Source organism: Ruegeria sp. CDSA221, assembly GCF_059611825.1.
This window is the reverse complement of record NZ_JBXWPK010000001.1, coordinates 203,247-223,401: the sequence shown is the minus strand read 5'-3', so window position 1 is coordinate 223,401 and position 20,155 is coordinate 203,247. Positions and strand designations below refer to the sequence as shown.

The 20,155-nt window shown below is 54.4% G+C and carries 16 protein-coding genes; 7 read left to right on the top strand and 9 right to left on the bottom strand.

Features of this window, described 5'->3' with window-relative positions; translation table 11 throughout:
- The first annotated feature begins 12 nt into the window (after nt 1-12).
- Genes AC2FJ5_RS01055 through AC2FJ5_RS01045 form a run of 3 tightly spaced genes read left to right on the top strand, consistent with a single transcriptional unit; the run spans nt 13 to nt 4,773 of the window.
- Complete coding sequence (locus AC2FJ5_RS01055) at nt 13-1,335, top strand: TolC family protein (RefSeq protein WP_496792076.1); 1,323 nt, start codon at nt 13-15, stop codon at nt 1,333-1,335.
- Entirely contained in the window at nt 1,332-3,479 is a 2,148-nt protein-coding gene (locus AC2FJ5_RS01050; RefSeq protein WP_496749852.1) for a type I secretion system permease/ATPase, read from the top strand. Before AC2FJ5_RS01055 ends, AC2FJ5_RS01050 begins: the two co-directional genes overlap by 4 nt.
- The gene (locus tag AC2FJ5_RS01045) at nt 3,463-4,773 is read left to right on the top strand and encodes an HlyD family type I secretion periplasmic adaptor subunit (protein WP_496792075.1); all 1,311 of its coding nucleotides are present in this window, start codon (nt 3,463-3,465) and stop codon (nt 4,771-4,773) included. The genes AC2FJ5_RS01050 and AC2FJ5_RS01045 overlap by 17 nt, the downstream gene beginning before the upstream one ends.
- A gap of 77 nt (nt 4,774-4,850) precedes the next feature.
- Here AC2FJ5_RS01045 and AC2FJ5_RS01040 read toward each other — a convergent pair whose 3' ends face one another.
- From AC2FJ5_RS01040 to AC2FJ5_RS01010, 7 genes are all read right to left on the bottom strand, one after another.
- Nucleotides 4,851-6,617: an ABC transporter ATP-binding protein gene (locus tag AC2FJ5_RS01040; RefSeq protein WP_496792074.1), complete on the bottom strand. Its 1,767-nt coding sequence runs from the start codon at nt 6,615-6,617 to the stop codon at nt 4,851-4,853.
- Between the two features lie 252 nt (nt 6,618-6,869).
- Nucleotides 6,870-7,571 carry a response regulator transcription factor gene (locus AC2FJ5_RS01035; protein ID WP_142636417.1) on the bottom strand — a complete coding sequence of 234 codons (702 nt, stop codon included), beginning with the start codon at nt 7,569-7,571 and terminating at the stop codon, nt 6,870-6,872.
- Nucleotides 7,571-9,436, bottom strand: a complete 1,866-nt coding sequence (locus AC2FJ5_RS01030) for a PAS-domain containing protein (RefSeq protein ID WP_496698397.1) — start codon at nt 9,434-9,436, stop codon at nt 7,571-7,573. The genes AC2FJ5_RS01035 and AC2FJ5_RS01030 overlap by 1 nt, the downstream gene beginning before the upstream one ends.
- A 104-nt stretch (nt 9,437-9,540) precedes the next feature.
- Nucleotides 9,541-11,073, bottom strand: coding sequence for a sulfatase-like hydrolase/transferase (locus tag AC2FJ5_RS01025; protein WP_496792072.1), 1,533 nt, complete (start codon nt 11,071-11,073; stop codon nt 9,541-9,543).
- Between the two features lie 72 nt (nt 11,074-11,145).
- Nucleotides 11,146-12,981 carry a carbamoyltransferase family protein gene (locus AC2FJ5_RS01020; protein ID WP_142636420.1) on the bottom strand — a complete coding sequence of 612 codons (1,836 nt, stop codon included), beginning with the start codon at nt 12,979-12,981 and terminating at the stop codon, nt 11,146-11,148.
- Between the two features lie 4 nt (nt 12,982-12,985).
- The gene (locus AC2FJ5_RS01015) at nt 12,986-13,135 is read right to left on the bottom strand and encodes a DUF5989 family protein (RefSeq protein ID WP_142636421.1); all 150 of its coding nucleotides are present in this window, start codon (nt 13,133-13,135) and stop codon (nt 12,986-12,988) included.
- 16 nt (nt 13,136-13,151) lie between these two features.
- Nucleotides 13,152-13,556, bottom strand: coding sequence for an SxtJ family membrane protein (locus AC2FJ5_RS01010; protein WP_496792071.1), 405 nt, complete (start codon nt 13,554-13,556; stop codon nt 13,152-13,154).
- 191 nt (nt 13,557-13,747) lie between these two features.
- Between AC2FJ5_RS01010 and AC2FJ5_RS01005 the strand changes: the two genes are divergently transcribed.
- Genes AC2FJ5_RS01005 through AC2FJ5_RS00990 form a run of 4 tightly spaced genes read left to right on the top strand, consistent with a single transcriptional unit; the run spans nt 13,748 to nt 17,658 of the window.
- Nucleotides 13,748-14,872, top strand: coding sequence for an MlaE family lipid ABC transporter permease subunit (locus AC2FJ5_RS01005; protein WP_496691555.1), 1,125 nt, complete (start codon nt 13,748-13,750; stop codon nt 14,870-14,872).
- Between the two features lies 1 nt (nt 14,873).
- Nucleotides 14,874-15,689, top strand: a complete 816-nt coding sequence (locus AC2FJ5_RS01000) for an ABC transporter ATP-binding protein (RefSeq protein ID WP_271949003.1) — start codon at nt 14,874-14,876, stop codon at nt 15,687-15,689.
- Nucleotides 15,690-15,694: 5 nt separating this feature from the next.
- Nucleotides 15,695-17,011, top strand: coding sequence for an MlaD family protein (locus tag AC2FJ5_RS00995; RefSeq protein ID WP_271949005.1), 1,317 nt, complete (start codon nt 15,695-15,697; stop codon nt 17,009-17,011).
- Nucleotides 17,012-17,025: 14 nt separating this feature from the next.
- Nucleotides 17,026-17,658, top strand: a complete 633-nt coding sequence (locus AC2FJ5_RS00990) for an ABC-type transport auxiliary lipoprotein family protein (RefSeq protein ID WP_246097221.1) — start codon at nt 17,026-17,028, stop codon at nt 17,656-17,658.
- A gap of 19 nt (nt 17,659-17,677) precedes the next feature.
- On the opposite strand, the gene AC2FJ5_RS00985 is transcribed toward AC2FJ5_RS00990, so the two are convergent.
- On the bottom strand, nt 17,678-19,615 hold the full coding sequence (locus AC2FJ5_RS00985) for a vWA domain-containing protein (protein ID WP_496705039.1): 1,938 nt from the start codon (nt 19,613-19,615) through the stop codon (nt 17,678-17,680).
- On the bottom strand, nt 19,612-20,151 hold the full coding sequence (locus AC2FJ5_RS00980) for an RNA polymerase sigma factor (protein ID WP_496702421.1): 540 nt from the start codon (nt 20,149-20,151) through the stop codon (nt 19,612-19,614). The genes AC2FJ5_RS00985 and AC2FJ5_RS00980 overlap by 4 nt, the downstream gene beginning before the upstream one ends.
- Nucleotides 20,152-20,155 lie beyond the last annotated feature (4 nt).

The following is a 20,155-nucleotide window of genomic DNA, read 5'->3' as shown; positions in this document are numbered from 1 at the left end:
TGCGGTCGCTTTTTGAGTTTTCTGATTTCTGCTCTCTCTTTCAGCATAGTATCGGCCTGTACCCAGCCACCTGACATTGCCGGGGTCGAGGCTTCTTTTTCGACCGGGGCCGTGGGTTTCCGCGCGCCGGAACCGTCTCAGAAACTGACCACAAGCTCTTTTGGCAAGCGCGTACGGCACGCCGTCGAGACCAGCCCCAACCTGGCGCGATCTATGTCCGCGCTGGATGTGGCAGTAGCCAACCATGACGCGGCAAAAGGGGCCTTTCTTCCGCAGGTTTCACTTGGAATCAACGCCAGATCCGAGCGAGTAGACTCGGACAAAGCCGACGTGACCCCTTATCTGCGGATCTCACAGCTCGTTTATGACGGGGGGGCCGCATCCGGTGATTTGACTGCTGCAAAAGCACGGGTTTTTGAAAGTCGCGGCGGCCAGTTATCAACAGCCTCGGCAACCGCTCTGGCTGCGATTGAGGCCTATATAGTGGTCTTGGATTTACGGAAAATCCTGGATATTTCGGTGAAAAATGTGGAAGTCCACCAACAGCTCGTTCAACAAATTTCCGAGAGGGCTGCATTAGGCGCTGGTTCGAACGCCGATGTATTGACAGCGCGGTCGCGGATGGCCGATGCACGGACGCGACTGGCGGATGCAAAAGCCAGAGTGGACCTCGCCGATGCCCGTTTTCGTGAAGTTTTTGGCAGCCCGTCAGGTGATCTGCAACCCCCAGTCAAAGCGCCGACGATCTCACAATCGGATCATAGTATCGTAACGGGAAGCCTGCAGATTCGACGCTCAGAAGCGGCCCTGCTTGCCGCCAAGGCAGAACGTGCTGCCGCTTTGGCGCGCCGTCAACCCGGCGTGAATGTTTCGGCATTTGCGGATCGCGATGATAGCAATGACGCAAATTTCGGGGTCGACCTGTCCTTTAATTATGAGCTGGACTCTACTGGACAGCGCCGTGCCGCCATCACCGCGGCTGAAGCCAAAGTTCGCGAAGCGGAATTCGTTCATCAATCCCTAACGCGAGAAATACAAAGAGAGCTGGACACAATTCGCGCTGACCAAATTGCTGGAGCACAACGGCTTAGAGAGGCGCGAATAGCTGCGCAGGCGAATGCTGACAGTGTTGCAGCGGCGCGAGCGCAATTCACAATCGGACGACGCAGTCTGATCGAAATCCTTGACGCACAGCGCGACTATGTGAATGCACAGGAAAGACTTATCCTAGCCGAACAGAACTATTTCCTGACAGACTACGCAATCCTTAGTTTGACTGGTGACATCCTGGATCTCCTTGGTATTTCAATCAGTTCCGTTGAGGGTTCTCAATGAAACAATTGACACCTGCCTTCGCAACGCCCGAGTTATCGTGCTTTGAAAAATGCCTGATGCACGCTGCGGCCCATCTTGACTGTCCAATCACTTTTGCCGGGATTCTCGCGGCTCAAACAGGCTCGAACGGAGAGCTTACAATCCGCGATTCATTGGAACTGGCACGGCGTGTTGGGGTCCAGGCGGGATACGGAAGAAGGGCTTTGTCAGCTTTTGACAACACTTTGATTCCTGCGTTGTTGATTCTTGAAGGGGGAAAATCCGTTGTGTTTCATGGCCGAACCTCAAATGGTCGGGTTCTGATCTATGATCCGGAGGTTGGCACGGAAATAGGTCAAATTCAGCAAACCGATCTATCAGAAGTCTATACAGGGTTTGCGATCCTGCTGCGGCGCAATCACCGTGAGGATTTAGCCACGGGGTCCAGTTCTGCTTCGGGCCACTGGTTTTGGTCCGCTATGGCGGCAAATCGTTGGTCTTACACTCAGGTTGCGCTTGCGGCGGCGTTGGCAAATCTGCTTGGTCTATCTACCTCGGTCTTTATCATGGTCGTCTATGACCGTGTTTTGCCAAACGAAGCCACAGAATCTCTGATTGCTTTGACAGCAGGTGTTGGGATCGCGCTGCTTTTTGATTTCGTGCTCAAACTCCTGCGGGCAGGATTCATAGATCGGGCTGGCCAGAAAGCAGATATTTCGATGGGCCGTAGAGTCTTTGACCAGGTCCTCAACATTCGCATGAAGGCGCGCACAGGTTCGACAGGGGCCATGGCCAGCACCATTCGTGAATTTGAGACACTCCGTGAGTTTTTCACATCCGCCACCTTGGTGGCAGTCGTGGATCTACCCTTCATAGCATTGTTTGTCTTTGTCATTTACTTGGTCGGTGGCCCACTTGCACTTGTTCCAGCTCTGGCTGTGCCTGTCGTTTTGCTAGCAGGCATCATCGTGCAACCTATACTTTCTCACCTTGCCGAGAAAAGCTTCATCGATGGTCAATCCAAGCAATCGGTTCTGGTCGAAACTGTATCCGGGTTGGAGACCATAAAAACGACAGCGGCGGCCCGGCCCATGAGGTCGCGGTGGGAGGCTGCCATACAGCTTCAGTCATCACATGGCGCGCGCAGCAGGGCAGTGACTCAATTTGCCTTGAATCTGACCGGATTTACCCAACAGGCCGCCCAGGTCCTTATCGTTTTCTACGGTGTTTTTCTTGTGATGGATGGTCAGGCAAGCATGGGCGCGCTTGTTGCTTCGGTCATGTTGACCGGGCGGGCTCTTGCGCCACTTGGGCAACTGGCACAAACCCTGACACGGGTTAATCAGGCCCGAAATGCCTATCAAAACCTTAATGCCTTAATGCAGGCCGACAGTGAACGCCCCGAAGGGCGGAGCTGGATCAGTCGCGATCGCTTTGAAGGGAGATTAACCTTCGAAAATATCCAGTTTGCTTATCCCGAAAAACACGACAACGTCTTGTCCGGTGTTTCATTCACCATCTCGCCCGGAGAGAAGGTTGCAATCCTTGGTCCGATCGGCTCGGGGAAAAGCACGGTCGCGCGGCTAATGCTTGGCTTGTACGATCCAGACGCCGGGTCTGTTCAATTGGATGGGGTCGATATCAGACAAATTGATCCAGGTGATTTGCGGCGCAATATCGGCTCTGTTCTGCAAGATATTTGGCTGTTTTCCGGGTCAATCCGCGACAATATCAAAAGCGGCGCAATCAGGCCAAGGGATGAGGACCTGATTTGGGCGGGGCAAGTCGCTGGGGTCGAGGATTTTGTCTCTCGCCATCCCGGAGGCTATGACCAAAATCTGGCAGAGCGCGGTGAGGGATTGTCAGGGGGACAACGGCAGGCCATCGCCTTGGCCAGAGCCTTGATTGGTAAACCTCCGGTTCTTCTTCTGGACGAGCCAACAAGTGCCATGGACGTCAAAACCGAAGCTGAGGTCATACAGCGGCTCAAAAAGGCGACCCCCGACACAACTATGCTGATCGTAACCCATCGAACCAGCCTATTGGAACTTGTCGATAGGGTTATCGTCATAGAGGGCGGCAAAGTACGGGTAGATGGACCAAAAAGCATACTGTCACAGCATTCCGGAAAGCAACGGAGGCATCTGAATGTCGCAGCATCATGACCTAGCCTCGCTTGCCCGGGAAATGCGAGGCGGGTCACCGGTCAGGAGTTCATTGCTTCTCTTGGTAATCCTGACTTTCCTGGCGACAGCAGCGCTTTGGGCCCATTTCACTGAACTTGATGATGTCACCCGTGTAGAAGGCCGCATCGTGCCGTCGGCGGATGTTCAGATGATTGAAGCTACGGAGTCCGGCATTCTGCAGTCATTGAATGTCCGAGAAGGCGAGGTTGTTGAAAAGGGGAAGTTGCTGATGGAGTTCGATACCACCCAAATCGACAGCAAGCTCAGCCAAGAGGAACAGCGTGCATATGGCTTGAGAGCCCGATCCCAGCGCCTGCAAGCTGAGATAGACGGGACCGAGCTGACTTTTGATACGATCCTGGTCCAAGGTGCGCCGACTGTTGTTCAGTCTGAGACAGCTCTGTTTCAAGGCCGGCGATCAGAGTTGCAGGCAGAAATCTCAATTCTGATGAGCCAACGGGAACAGCGGTTAAGAGAATACGAAGAAGGGCTTGTCGATACGGTGACCGCGTCCGAGACTTTGAAAGTTCTGGCCGAGGAACGGGCAATCATTACCCCCCTAGTAGAACAGCAGATGGAACCCGCCACGACACTATTGTCTTTGCGACGCAGCGAGGCTGAGTGGCAAGGCCGCCGGACCAGGGCTGAAGCCGCTACCAACCGTCTGAAGACAGGATTGGAGGAAATTGATGATCGGGTTCGGGCGACACAAAGCAGGTTTCGAAGCGCGGCTTTGACCGAACTTGCATTGGCAACTGCGGAACTGGCTACTCTGGAACCATCGCTGCCAGCCTTACGAAACAGAGCGGAACAGGCGCAGATCAGGTCGCCGGTACGCGGCATCGTAAATCGCATTCACCGCACGACCATAGGCGGTATGGCACGGAGCGGTGAGGAACTGATCGAAATTGTACCGCTGGATGAGTCTTTGTTGGTCGAAGCCTATGTCCGCCCCGAAGACATCGCATTTCTGCACCCTGAACAGTTGGTTCGGATCAAGATTACTGCCTATGATTTTGCTCGATACGGGGCCTTGGACGGGCAAATTATCCGTATCGGGGCTGATACCGTGACGCGATCTGAGCGGGACGATGAAGAAGTTTTTGTCGTGGAAATCCGGACCAACCACTCGATGTTGGATGGGAACGGAGTAGCGGTTGAAATTATTCCCGGCATGATTGCCGAAGTGGATATTCTTGCGGGCAAGAAAACCGTTTTGGACTACCTTCTGCAGCCGATTGTCAAAGTCAAAGATCAGGCCCTTCGTGAGTAGTAATTGACCGGGCCAACGCCCATTACTTCTCGATGCCGTTCAGAATCTATGTGGAGCCCCGCCCATTCGGACTGAGCTTAGGATCCCGGAAGCTTGAATTGCTGGTCAAACAGTTGGCGGAACGTCCCGTTATGTTCGATTAGCGCATCAAGGTTGCCCTGTTCGATAACTTCACCGTCTTGAACAACCATAATGGTATCTGCCTGAAGCACAGTCGAAAGCCGGTGTGCGATTACAATGGTTGTTACATTCTCGGTCAACTTGTCCAGAGCAGCCTTAACAAGCGCCTCAGATTCCGCATCCAAAGCACTGGTAGCTTCATCCAAAAGCAAAATCTCGGCATTGCGCAGAATTGCCCGCGCGATCGCCAGACGCTGTTTTTGACCTCCAGAAAGAAACGCGCCGTTTTCGCCTACCTGCGTATCGTACCCATTTGACAACTGTGAGATAAACACATCGGCATGGGCAGCTTTTGCAGCCTCAATCACCTCTTCATCGGTGGCACCAGGTCGTGCATAGCGAAGGTTTTCCATCACAGTTGTCGAGAACAGGAATGTGTCCTGGCCCACATAGGAAATCTTGCGACGCAAAGACGCAAAACTCACATCGACAAGGTTTTGGCCATCAATTTCCACCTTGCCCTGGTCGGGATCATAAAACCGCATGATCAATCCGAATATCGTGGACTTGCCCCCCCCGGATTGACCAACCAAAGCTGTGGTCTTGCCCGCCTCGAAAGTCAGGTTCATATCCTTGATTACTTTTTGCTCGCCTTGATAGCCAAAGGTCACGTTGTTCAGGCGTATTTCACCCGGGCCGGATTTCAGCTTCTCGGGGTTCAAGCTTTCGACCATCGGATCTTCCTGATCAAGCAGTTCGAACATCATCCCCACAGGCACCAGGGCAGTTTCAATCACGACACGCGTTTTTGACAAACGTTTGGCCGGTTCATAAGCCATCAGAAGGGCTGTGATAAATGACATCAGCTGGCCCGCCGAAGTCGGCTCGCTGCCGGTAACATCAAGGGTGCTGATGATAAGAATACCGGCAATCGCGACACCGGCCAGAAGCTCCATCAATGGGCTGGCAATCGACTGCAATCTGGAAATCGAGTTTGCCCGCTTTTCAACCGACCTGATCGCTGCGTTCATACGATCGGTCATGTTGTCTTCCAAAGCAAAGACCTTGATGACCCGTATGCCAGCGGATGTTTCCTGAAGAACCTTGATGATTTCGGACAACGCCTTCATTTCTGACTGCATGATCGACCGTACACCTTTGAGAATGTAACGCACGCTCAAAAGCGCAACGGGACCCACAAAGAAGAACAGAATAGACAGCATAGGCTCTTGGTAAATCATCACGAAAACCAGCCCAACCAGAGTCAGAGCATCGCGCACGAAACTGGTCACCATAACGTCGATAAGCCGCCGCGCGGCCTGAGCCCCATGGGTCACACGCATAAGAAGGTTGGACGATTCTGTTTCCGCAAAGAAACCAACACCGCGTTTCAGCAGTTTATTGTACAACTTTTCCTGTTGCACAGCGATGATCCGATTGCCTGCACGCGCCAGAAAGATCGACTGGATATAAGAGGCGACCGCCTTACCCAAAAACAAACCCACCACCGCGGCGGCAATCAGGTAGACTTTCGATTTCATCTCAGGCGTGGTCATCGCATTGACGATGTTCTCCATCATCCAAGCGGTTCCGGCCGTTGTTGCTGCGACGAAAATCATTGCCACCATGGCAACACCGTACAACCAACCCTGCTTTCGGAGACTTTCACTCAAAAGTCGACCGAGATGGCTGGATCGCCAGTTCGCTAAGGTCTCTTTGATCATTTTACGCTCCAAAACCTTTTCGAATTCGATATCTGATCACGTTTCAACCCAAGTTAGCCTTAGCCAAAGAACCGCGCGGTTGTGTTAGTTATGCCTGACTGTGCCGAGAATCCAGTGCCTGCCGACAGATTATCAATACGCGACCGACAATAACGGGGTGGCGACCGCAATATCTACTTTAACGCCCCTACGTTCCGACAGCTTATGAGCCCGTTTCACACCGAACGCCAGATGCACCCAGCTTCGTCATCATCATCGCCAGGCGACGTCGCCCAAAAAGATGTACCCTGCCCCATAGATGGTTTTAATCAATCGCGGGTTCTTGGGGTCCTCGCCCAGTTTTGTTCGCAATCGGGATATTCGCACGTCCATGGCCCGGTCAAAGCTGTCGCCCGCGCCTCCCCCGAGCGCTTCTTGCATCTGCGACCGGCTGATCAATCGTTTAGGACTATCTAGAAACAGACGTAACACCTCGGCCTCGGCGTGGCTGAACGGCGTTTCTGATCCGGAACCATCTTCAAGAACATAGCGGTCGAAATACGCGGTCCAGCCGTTGAATTCTGCGATCTCTGACTGAGGAGCTGGTGCCCGCGATGATCGAAGCCGCGCCCGGATACGAGCGACCACTTCGGCTGGATCAAAGGGTTTGGTGATGTAATCATCCGCGCCAAGCTCCAATCCGGTGACACGATCCTGTACCTGTGCCCGCCCCGAAATAATGATGACTGCGGCACCTTGTTCCAAAGCCAGGCGATGAACAAGTGCCAAGCCGTCTGTATCCGGCAAAGACAGGTCGACCAGACACACATCGGGCACCACTCTTTTCAACGATGCTTCAAATTCACGAGCACGGGAAAAACTTTGAGTGCGGAACCCCGCCTCTTCCAGTGTGTCGGTCAGGATACGACGTATCTCAGGCTCATCATCTAAGATGGTTACCAGCGGTTGGTTCATCATGCGGCCTCATTTCGGATTAAGGCAGTAAGCTGCGCTTGTGTGAACGGTTTGCGCAGAACTGGTGCCAAAGCCAGTGCCTGACGATGCAGCGGGTCGGAATAAGGCAGCGATGTCATTAGAATACACGGCAAGGAAGGGTTCACTTTCTGCAAAAGGTCAAGCCCTGTCTCTGGTCCTTCCAGCCGAATGTCGGACAATATCAATGCGATGTCTTCGATCTGGTTCACCAATGAAAGCGCCTCATCGGTTGAGGTCGCCTCAATCACGGTGAACCCCATCTCCACAAGCATATCACGGAAATTCCGACGAAGTTGGCTGCTGTCTTCAACCAACAGAACCAGCCCTTCCAGCGCAGGCGGCGCGGCGCGGTATGGTAACCGAAGAACCACCATGGCGCCGCTTGGTGTATTGCGCAGGCTCAGATTTCCACCGGTCAGTTTGACTGTATCGTAAACCATGGGCAAACCCAAACCCGATCCCTTGTCACCCTTTGTGGTGAAGAAAGGATTGAGTGCCTTGCCAAGCGCTTCTTCCGAAAAGCCCGGCCCTGTGTCCGAGACCGAAATCTCGACCCAGGTTCCACCAATCGTATGCGCGCTGATCGTGATCTGACCTGTTTCTCCGCAGGCATCTCGCGCATTCAGCACCAGATTCAGGATGGCGTCCTGCATCATCCCCTGATCCAACATAAGTGCCACATCCGGCAATGTATTCACGACCGAAAGCCCCATGCCACGCGGCAGTGACGGCGTGGCGAGAATACGCAAATCCTCGAGGAGAGCACGCATATCCGTGGCTTTGGGTTGCGGCGTTCGGTTGCCGGTCATGCCTGCTATGCGGTTCAGCAACTGCCCGCCGCGTTTAGCAGTCTGGCGCGTGGCGGCCACCAGCTTTTGTGCGCCTTCCGGCAGGTCCATTTTATCAAGCTTGGCCTGCATCCCCAGTATAATTGTCAGCAAGTTTGAGAAATCATGCGCAAGACCGCTCGTCATTTGCGCCGCCATTTCCCGGCGGCGTGTTTGTTGCAGGGCCACACGGGCTTGCGTTTCTTCAGTGATGTCGACTGACATCACATAGACACCGCCTTCGCTGTCGGGCGTGAACGAAACACGGATTCGACGTGAATCCTGACCCTCTGTGAATTCAAATACCGTGGCTTCCCCGTCATAGGCACGGTTCAGGTTCTGTTCGATCCGCGCAAATGCGGCCGGTCCCAAAGCGTCAGAAATATGCATCCCAAGAATCTCAGAGGGTCGGCCGGGCAAAACCGAACTGAGCTTGCGATTGGAATAATCGTACCGCCCATCGGCATCCAGATGCGCAATATGCGCTGGCATCATTTCGGTTGTCATCCGGGTGCGGGCTTCGATTTCGGTTAACTGACGTTTTGCCTCTTCCAAAGCCGAAATGGTCGACGCTAGCTTTCGGTTGGTCGCCGCCATTTCCTCGGCCCGGGTCAACAATTCGTCCGACAATTCTTCGGAACGCGCCCGCAATAGCGCTTCGGCCTGTTTGGTATCTGTGATGTCGGTATAGACCGTTACCCATCCGCCGTTGGGCAGCGGTGCACCCTCGACCGAGATCACCTGCCCATTCGCCCTGACGCGCTCAATATAGTGCGGTTCAAAAGTGAGGGCCTGACTGACCCTATGTGCGACGATGTCCTCGACAACCTCATCATGGCCATACTCGCCGATGCTCGCCAGAAAATGTATTGTGTCACGGAACAACGCACCCGGCCGGACCAGATCATCCGGAAGGTCGAACATCACCTGAAAAGGCCGGTTGCAAAGCACCAGCCGCAACTGACTGTCGTAGATCGACAACGCCTGACCGATCAGATTCAGCCCAGCTGTCGTCATTGCCTTTATCTGGTTATCTGTGATGTTCAATCTGCCCCCTCTCTGAAGCTATGCGTAACATCAGATTGATCGCAGGTGTAGCAGAGACAGGGCAACATTCCCGACTAATGCCTGAGCTTGGATTTTGGCCCCTCTTTGGTGATGGAATGCAGGGAAAGCGTATGGTCCATATTTCGCATACGGTGCCGCAGCATCTCACGCCCCAACCTGGCCAGGTCTGTTGCGTATTCCGGGTTGCTCGCCACGTTTTCCATTTCGCCGCGACGCAGGTGGTCAAACAAAAGCGGTGGCAGGTTTGCCGCAAACTCGACCAGCGTAAACCGTTCGTCACGCAAGATGGACAGGCATGAATCGCTACTACCCGTTCCCAATTCCTGTTGCCAAAGGGTTGGATTTTCCGGCTCGGCAAAATCAAGCTCGCTGAAAGAAAAGCTTCGCCAATCCTTGGGTCCCTGCCCCTGCAGAAACGGCATCAAAGACCGCCCATCCATAGAATTCGGGATACTCTGGCCCACCCAATCCAAAATGGTTGGCGTGATGTCAATCGACTCGGTCGGTGCCGTCACCACGGCTCCGGCCTGCGCCTGATTGCCTGGCATCCGGATCAGCAAAGGCGTGTGATAAGCTGCGTCATAGACGGTCATCTTACCCCAGCTATGTCGATCACCCAGCATTTCACCGTGGTCAGCTGTGATTACGATCAATGTCTCATCATATTGATTGCTGTCCTTGAGAAACTGGACAACGCGGCCGATATGATAATCGACCTCTGTTGCAAGGCCCAGATAAACAGAGCGCAGCGCCTGAATATTGGCCGTGGAGGGTTGCACCTCATCAAAACCCAAAACGAAATCCGAAGCCGAATACCGCGCCATCGTTGGTCCAAAAAACGGGTGTATTGCCTGTTCATCTTCTGGGCTGACATGACCAACCGGCCCCGGCAACGCGACGGGATCGTACATATCGTTATAGGGAGCGGGTGCGACCAAAGGAGGATGAGGCCGGATATAGGTCAGATGCGCAAACCAGCTTTGGTCGCCGAAGGCCGCGATACTGTCCAGAAAAGCATTGGTCAAAAAGGCGGTGTCGCTGTCTTCGGCGCGGTACACCGCCGGGTCGTTCAATTTGGACGGCTCACCTGAGGTTGAAACAGGTTTGTGCAGATCCCAGTATGTGTCGAACCTATAACCTTTTTTCAGCAAGTCGGCGCGCCAGGGATAAGATTCTTCAAGCCGCATTTCCACGACTTCTTCAAACCCCTCCATGGGACGTTCGTAAGATTTCAGGATCGGGTCATTGGCATCGTAAACCCGTGGGTCAGCCGAGGTGTCGGTATACCCGTAGAGCAAGGGCAGATATCCCGCCTTACGCATCTCGCTTGCGATGTTTGGCGTGTCGTGCCGCAAAGGCGTTCCATTGCGAACCGATCTATGATTCATCGCATATTGCCCGGTCAGGATGGACGCACGCGACGGGCCACAAGGGTTAGTAACCGAGAAATGGCGCTGAAACGTTACGGCCTCGTCCATAAAAGCGCGCAAATTAGGCAAATTGACATGCTCGGCCAGCGCGCCGGTCAGACAATCTGCCCGAAGCTGGTCAATCACGACAAACAAGACATTTCCGCGCTGCCGCATTCCCTGCCCCCGATTCCACCAAATAGGTCTCAGGGGCAGACTGTGTCGCGGTTCCGCCGCTTGCGCAACAGATTAGTCCAGCTCGTATTTTGTCTCGTAATTCTCCCTAAGTGCGGGATCCTGATCTTCCTTACGCAACAGGCAGTTCCCGATGGACAGGACCTCGATATCCGTTCCCATGAAACAGCGGAACGCATCGGTGGGCGTGCACACAATCGGTTCGCCGCGCACATTGAATGAAGTGTTCACCACCAAAGAGCATCCGGTCAGTTCTTTGAACTTTGAAATCAGCGCGTGATAGGCTGGGTTGGTCTCTTGGTGGACTGTCTGGATACGGGCAGAATAATCAACATGGGTCACAGCAGGGATGTCAGATCGTTTGACGTTCAGTTTTTCAATCCCGAACAGAGCGTCTTCTTCCTCGGTCATCTTGCGCCGGATTTTTTCCTGCACATCCGCCACGATCAACATGTAAGGGCTATCGCCATCCAGTTCGAACCAATCGGCTACGTCTTCGCGCAGAACGGATGGGGCAAATGGGCGGAAGCTTTCGCGATACTTGACCTTCAGGTTAAGCGTTTTCTGCATCGAAGCTGACCGTGGATCGCCCAGAATGGAGCGGGCACCCAACGCACGCGGCCCGAATTCCATCCGCCCCTGGAACCAACCAACGGCCTTACCGTCAGCCAGCGCCTGCGCCGTCTGGTCAATCAACTCACCATTTTCATAGGTGGAAAACTTCGCACCGGCCGCCGCCAGTTCTTGCGCTATGTCGTCATCTTCATAACGCGGACCAAGATAGGCCCCCAGCATCTGATCACCCGAGGTCACTTGCCGCGGCTGCGCTAGCTCTTGATGCCAGGCCGCATAGGCAGCACCCAGCGCCCCGCCCGCATCACCCGCTGCGGGCTGCACCCAAACATTGTCGAAGGCGCCATCGCGAAGGATTTTGCCATTCGCGACACAGTTCAGAGCAACGCCTCCGGCCATGCAGAGGTTGCGTATACCATGCTCTTTCGCCAGGTCCCGAGTGATCCGCAGCATGATCTCTTCGGTCACGGCCTGAACCGAGGCGGCAATATCCATGTGGAACTGCGTCAGCTGGTCGGTTTCGGCTTTTCGAACCGGTTGGTCGAACAGCTCTTCCATCGCTTTGCTCGTCATGGTCAGACCAGCTGTATAATTGAAATACTTCTGGTTCAGGCGGAACGAACCGTCCTCTTTCAGGTCGACAAGATGCTCAAGGATCAGATCCTTGTATTTGGGGTCGCCATAGGGCGCCAAGCCCATGACCTTGTATTCACCAGAATTCACCTTGAACCCGGTGTAATAGGTGAATGCAGAATACAGCAGACCCAGCGAATGCGGGAAATGCAGCTCTTTCACCATGGTCAGCTCATTGCCGCGACCAATACCCACGGTGGTGGTTGCCCATTCTCCGACTCCATCGACAGTCAGCACGACCGCGTCTTCGAAAGGCGAAGGATAGAACGCACTGGCCGCGTGACTGATGTGGTGCTCGGCGAACAGCAGTTTTTCGAGATCGAATTCCGGGTCGATTTTGCGAAGCTGCTTTGCAAGCAGATCCTTGAGAAACAGCTTCTCTCGCAGCCAGACCGGCATTGCCATGCGGAAGGAATTGAACCCGCGTGGCGCCACCGCAATGTAAGTCTCGATCAACCGTTCGAATTTTAGAAACGGTTTGTCGTAGAAAACCACATTGTCGACGTCTTCAAGCGCAACCCCCGATTCGGCCAGCACGTAATTGATGGCTTCTACCGGAAATCCGGGGTCGTGTTTGCGCCGTGTAAAACGCTCTTCCTGCGCGGCCGCAACGATCTTGCCGTCGCAAAGCAACGCCGCTGCGCTGTCGTGATACAGCGCCGAAATACCTAAAATGTATGCCATGTGATCAGAACAACGTGTAGACGAAAGGTGCAATCGCCGAGCCTTGGCTCAACACGATCAATCCACCAAACACACCCAAAACGATCAGAATGGGCAACAGCCAGAATTTCTTTCTGACTTTCATAAATGACCAGAGCTCGGATACGAATGTCACGCCTGGTACTCCCTTGTTAAAATTGCTGTTTCATGCTGCCGGGCTGCTCTTCACGAACAATCCAGTAGCTATCTGATGAACTGTCCAGTTTCTGTGACAGCAGGTCTTTTCCCAACAGGCGCGTAACCAGCCCAAACGGGACAAACGTAGTGATAAACACCAAAAACATGACGATTGGGGCCACAATCGCACCCAAAAGCATGCCGAGTTTGAACCAAAGCCGGTTCGGCACCTTCAGAGTAGCGGGTGCAAAAACTGTCAAAGCCAGAATAACCCCAGCGATAACCATTGGGATCAGGCGCACCGACCCTCCGCCCCACAAGGGCCAAAAAGCGATAATTAAGAAGACTGCGGTGAAGACGTAACCAAAGCCCCGTTCGGACCCAATTTCGACTTCTACCTTCGCGTGATGATCAGACATTGAACACAACCATAATAACCAAACAAAAAACCTGCGCAAAGAATAACACTACTGGTTGCCGAAACAAGCCTTTTGCAAGCTCACACCATCATTCTTGCGATGAATGCCATCTTGCATCGCCTGATGGCTAAATACTTGAAGCGTGACAAAAACCCGTTGCAGCACCATGCAGATTCACATCAGATACCCCCATGACCCCGCCTACATTCACAACTGACCTGGATACGGATCAGGTTCACCTGCAGATATCGGGTGATCTTCACACCCAATCTCTGGATATGGTTGAGCGTGAATTCGCGAATTTCCATCCCAACGGCGGAACGGTCATAGTTGATTTGACAGGCGTTAAGGCACTCGACACTGGCGGGGCTTGGCTGATTGCCAGCCTTGTCCGCAAGGTGAAGTCCAGCGGCGGGCAGGTCGAGCTGCACGGTGCAACCGCCGCGCATTCCGCGCTGATCGAAACGGTTTCCCGCAACATGCCGGACGAATCCGCCCCTGATCCCGGAAAGCCAGATTTTCTGGATTGGGTGGCACGTGTCGGCGAGCGTACAGTTGGTGGCTGGAAAGACAGCTTGTCGTTGCTTGAGTTTCTGGGCCTGACGCTACATCGGCTGGTCCGCACAATCTTGATGCCGCGGCGTCTGCGGCGGGCTGCGCTGGTATCGCAGATGGAAGAAACCGGTTTGAAAGCGATTCCGATCGTTGCCCTTATGGGTTTTCTGATCGGCGTTGTACTAGCATTTCAGGGGGCCACGCAGCTCAAACAGTTCGGGGCCGAGATATTCGTGGTCGAATTGATCTCGATCTCTGTGCTCCGTGAGCTGGGCATTTTGTTGACGGCAATCATTGTTGCGGGTCGCTCGGGATCTGCCTTTACAGCTTCCATCGGCTCGATGAAGGTGCAAGAAGAAATAGATGCCATGCGGACGCTGGGCCTGGATCCGATCGAGGTTCTGGTCATTCCACGCGTTGTGGCGTTGCTGATCATGCTGCCAATCCTAGGGTTCATCGCCGATATCGCCGCCTTGATTGGCGGCGGACTTATGAGCTGGATCGACCTTGGAGTCAGCCCCGGAATGTTCGTGACCCGCCTCAAGGAAAACACCGGCATCTGGCAATTTGCCATCGGTATGATCAAGGCACCTTTCTTTGCGCTGGTCATCGGTATCATCGCCTGTTGGCAGGCCTTACAGGTTAAAGGATCGGCACAAAGTGTTGGGCAAAGAACCACCGCGTCCGTGGTCCAGGCGATCTTCTTGGTGATCGCACTGGATGCCATGTTCTCGATCTTTTTCTCGGTACTGGGGGTCTGAAATGGACGGTGTAACCCGCGAACAGATGCCGATTGGCGACACCCAGCGCGAGGCGGTGATACGGGTCCGCAATCTGACCAACCGGTTCGGACCGCAGATCGTGCACCAGGATCTGAATTTGGATGTCTGGCGGGGCGAAGTACTGGGCATTGTCGGCGGCTCGGGCACGGGCAAATCCGTCTTGCTCCGCACCATCGTCGGCCTGAACAAGCCGGCTGCGGGAAGCATCGAAGTTCTGGGCGTCGACGTCCTGAACGGCCCCGAACAAGAGAGGCGGCGCATCGAACGCCGCTGGGGCGTCGCCTTTCAGGACGGCGCGCTTTTCTCGTCGCTCACCGTGTTGCAGAATGTCGTAGCCCCTCTGCGCGAGCATACAGGAATAAGTGAAAGCCTTATGTCGGCGCTTGGCGGGCTGAAAATCAGCTTGGTCGGATTGCCGCAGCTGAGCTGTGGAAAATTCCCGTCCGAACTGTCGGGCGGGATGCGCAAACGTGCCGCTTTGGCGCGCGCGCTGGCGCTGGACCCTGAGATCGTATTTCTTGATGAACCAACGGCCGGTTTGGATCCCATCGGCGCCGCTGCTTATGACGACCTGATTGGCGAGCTCCAGCAAGCGCTGGGTCTGACTGTGTTTATGGTCACGCACGATCTGGATAGCCTTTATGCGATTTGCAACAGGATCGCAGTTCTTGCAGAAAAACGTGTTCTGGTTGATGGTCCGATTGAAGAGATGACCAAAGTCGATCATCCTTGGGTCCAAGAATATTTCACCGGCCCCCGGGCGCGCGCAGCACAAAAAAAGGGTCAGGACAGGTAACACCCATGGAAACCCGAGCAAATTATATCCTGATCGGTGCATTCACCCTGGCTGGAATACTGGGTGCGTTTGGCTTTTTTCTATGGCTGGCCAAATTCGAGGTTTCCCGGCAATACGCCTATTACAATGTACTGTTCGACAATGTTTCCGGCCTGTCTGCGGCAGGTGGCGTCAGTTACAACGGACTGCCAGTCGGGCAGGTAATCTCCCTTAACTTGGATGACGAGCACCCATCCAAAGTGCGCGTCCGCATTGAAGTAGACGCAAGTATCCCGGTGACCGAGGATACCGTCGCCCAGTTACAATCGCTTGGGGTCACCGGGGTCAGCTATGTGGAACTGACCGGAGGTTCGGCATCGGCCAAACGACTAGAGCAGGACAGCCTTATCAAAAGCAAACGCAGCACCATCCAGTCCTTGTTCGAAGGTGCCCCTAAACTGTTGGAAAAGGCGATTACGCTGATCGAGGATATCGACAAGGTGGTGGATGACAAGAACCGCCAGCAGGTATCTCAGATTCTGGAGAACGTATCTTCGGCCACCGGAAGGTTGGACAAAACCCTTGCAGATTTCGAAAACTTGTCCTCAGATTTGGGTGGCGCAGCTAAAGAAATTTCAGCCTTCTCAAAACGCCTCGAAAAATTGGCAGACACCGCAGAAACAACGCTGGAAGCCGGAACAAATACATTAAATAGCCTGAAAACCGCATCCGACACGGCTGTATCGGCCCTAGACAGCGCAAAAGATACTTTTGACGCAGCAGATCGCATCATGCAGCAGGATCTGCAGCCCTTCATCGAACGGGCCTCGACCCTGGCAGACCACCTTACGGTCCTGACCGAAGATGGGCGCGTCGCGCTGGCCACGGTTTCCGAGACTTTCGTGAACGCAAACAAAACGCTTGGCTCCGTCACTGGTGCGATGGAAACAGCAAAGGGCACTTTGACCTCAGCTGAACGCGCATTTGACTCGGCCAATGAGGTGATCAACAAAGATATCGGCGTCGTCATGGATGATGTCCGCAATGCCGCCAACCAAGTGGCGTCCACGGTGACGAAAGTGACAGACAGGCTTGATGATATTTCAGCCGATATCCTCAGCGCGTCCAAATCGGCCTCGGAACTTTTGGGAACGATCGACGGCATCGTTCAGGACAATCGCCGTCAACTGTCCGATTTCATGCGGGTTGGCCTGCCACAATTCACGCGTTTCATAGAAGAATCCCAACGACTGGTGATCAGCCTCGATCGTCTGGTGGACAAAGTTGAACGCGACCCCGCCCGTTTCCTTCTTGGGACCCAAGCCTCGGAGTATCGTCAATGATCAGGCATTTGATAATGACCGCAGTTTTGGCGTCTTTGGGGGCGTGTACCGGACTGGAAACGCTGCGGCAGGCCTCAGAACCCAATGATCTCTATCTGCTGACACCCAAAAGCACGTTTTCTTCTTCGCTGCCGCGCATCCAGAAACAGATCGTGGTCCAAGAGCCAACCGCGACTGCCGCGGTAAATACCGATCAAATTGCAGTTCAGCCGACACCTTTGCAGGTTCAATATCTGCCGCGTGCCAGATGGGTGGATCGCGCGCCGCTGATCGTCCAGGCTCTTTTGGTCGAAAGCTATGAAAACAGCGGACGGGTATCCGCCGTGGGTCGTTCGACCGTGGGGCTTCGTCCGGATTATGTGATTGTTCCCGATCTACGCGAGTTTCAGGGCATTGTCGTTAACCAGGATGGTGAAAGCTCGACCGTACGCGTCGAAGTTCGCATGAATATCAAGATCGTGGACGAGTTCGACGACAAAATCATCGCATCGAATTCGTTCCAAGAGAACGTAATTGCCAAAAGTAACCAGACCGAAGATCTGGTTACTGCCTTTGACGTTGCTCTGGGTAAAACCATGCGGGATGCTGTCGAATGGAGCATTCGTAGAATTAGTACCCATACAGCCAACAACCCTAGGTCATTCTAGTTTCTCCCAAGCCCGGGCCTTACTCAGCCAGCGTCTGGGCCAGACGCATCAAGGTGACAGCTTCAGCCCGATATCCGAAAGAATCCTCACCTCGGGACAGCGTGGCCAGATCAATGGCATCCGCATAGGACCAGCCGCCAAGATATTCTCCGCCCCGGAGCAACTGACCAAATCCTGCAATCGCATAGGAAAAGCGGATGTCATCCGTGACTGTCCCTTGTCCGGGTAAAATAGGCTGCTCCATCAGATTGCTTTGATCTTCACCAGGAAGCTTGTAACGCATTTTGAAGAAACCAATTTCCGCTGAATCATCCGATATGGATTGTTCAGCATACCGCAACGGGCCGTTTCTGATCGCATCGGAACCAACTGGCGTGACCTCGTAGATCGCCGTTACAGTGTGACCTGCTCCAATATCACCAGCATCCACTTTGTCATTTGAAAAGTCCTCGCGCTGCAGGGATCGGGTTTCATAACCGATCAGACGGTATTCAGCGATCTGTAACGGGTTGAACTCGACCTGGATTTTGACGTCGTTGGCGATGGGAAAAAGCGCCCCGGTAAGTTGATCGACCAATACTTTTTGCGCCTCAACCAGCGTATCGATATATGCCGCCTGCCCGTTTCCGTTCTGGGCCAGAGCCTGCATGGTGGCATCGTCCAGATTGCCTCGGCCAAAACCCAGAACGCTTAGGAATGTACCACTGTCGCGCTTGCGGGCGATAAAATCCTTCAGGGCATCAGGGTCTGACAGACCCACATTGAAATCGCCATCGGTGGCCAGAATTACGCGGGTCACCTCACCGTCCGCAGCCATACCTTCTGCCACTTGATAGGCTTGCTGCAACCCGGCCTGCCCCGCTGTCGAGCCACCGGCTTCGAGCCTGTCGAGGGCTGAGAGAATGGTCGTCTTTTCGGCTGCCGCGGTCGGTGGCAAAACCTGCCCGGCACTTCCCGCATAGGTGACGATCGAAACCTGATCTTCCGGACTGAGTTCAGACAGCATCAACCTGAAAGACTGTTTCAGCAGCGGCAATTTGTTAGCATCCTGCATTGAGCCCGATGTGTCGATCAGGAAAACCAGGTTCAATGGAGGACGGTCTTCGATCTGGGGCATGACCCCTTGGATGCCGACATGAACAAGCTGCGTCCCCTCATTCCAAGGCGTCGGTGTCACGGTGATCGTAGAACGGAACGGTTCCGCCCCATCAGGCGCCGGGTAGGAATAGGGGAAATAGTTCACCATCTCTTCAACCCGCACCGCATCCTTGGGCGGCAGATGGCCATTCATCAAAGACGACCGAACAATGGCGTAAGAGGCGGTATCTACATCAATCGAAAAAGTCGAAACCGGTTCGTCCGTCGTGATCTTCAGCGAGTTGCTGTCCGCGTTGGCGAAAGTTTCGGTATTCTGTTCCGGCGCGGGAACAGTCTCATGTTGAAGGTCAAATTTCCCGACCGCCGATGCCGGCGCGCGCTGTAAAAGGTCCGCAGCCCCCAGCTGCGCAACGGCCCCCTGCCTCTTGGCGGAAGGTTCGATTGTTTCTTCAATCACAACAGGCGCCTCAACAACTGGTTCTTCGAGATTGGCCTCGGGCATATCCGCCACCAATAGGTCAGACTCCTGCCGTGCGTCGGCGCGGTCCTCGGACCAGGGCAGTGGCGCAACAACCTCGTCGCGCGTCTGCGGCAAGATCACAATCAGAGCCACAGCAGCAACTGCGGTGGTAGCGGTCAGGACACCGCGATAAGAGAGGGCATTCAACATGGCTTTCGCTCCTTCTGTCAGGCGGGCTATGAGGCCGCGCTTGACAGTGGGACGTCGCGCAGAGGTCGATCCTTGGATATTATCGAATTTTTTTTGCGCCTGGCTCAGATTTTCAATCCGCCGCGACGCATCCGGGGTCGGCGTGGCGGCGTCCATCAGCATCTTTAGCTTGTCCAGTTCATCGGTCATTGTGCCAGTTCCTCTTGCCGCAAGGCGCGCAGCCGTTTGCGGATATCTGACATCCTCCAGGACACTGTCCCTTCGGAAACACCCAGCACCTCTGCAGCTTCTGCATGAGTCATCTCATCCTCGAGGGTCAGGGCCAGAGTGTCTTGCAAGTCCTGCGGCAGGGACCGCATGGCCCGTTGCAACCAATCGACAGCCTCGGCCGTTTCCTGCACCTCGGCCCGGCGCATCTGTTCCACATACCCCCAGCCGTGGGCCGCCCGCGTGTAACGGGTCGCGCGACGGCGTGCATCCTCGGCTGCATTGACAACAACACGGTACAACCATGTCGTAAACCGGGCTTCGGCACGAAAACCTACGATCTTTGACGGCAAGGCGGCGCATATATCCTGCGTCAGATCTTCGGCCTGATCCGCGCGTCCTGTCAGTCGAAAAGCCAACCGAAAGACCGTGTCGTAGTGGCGTGCCAATAGCGTGGCAAACGCATCAGCGTCCCCTGCAGCAGCGGCCTTTGCCAGATTCTCATCCGATGTTTTCATGCGC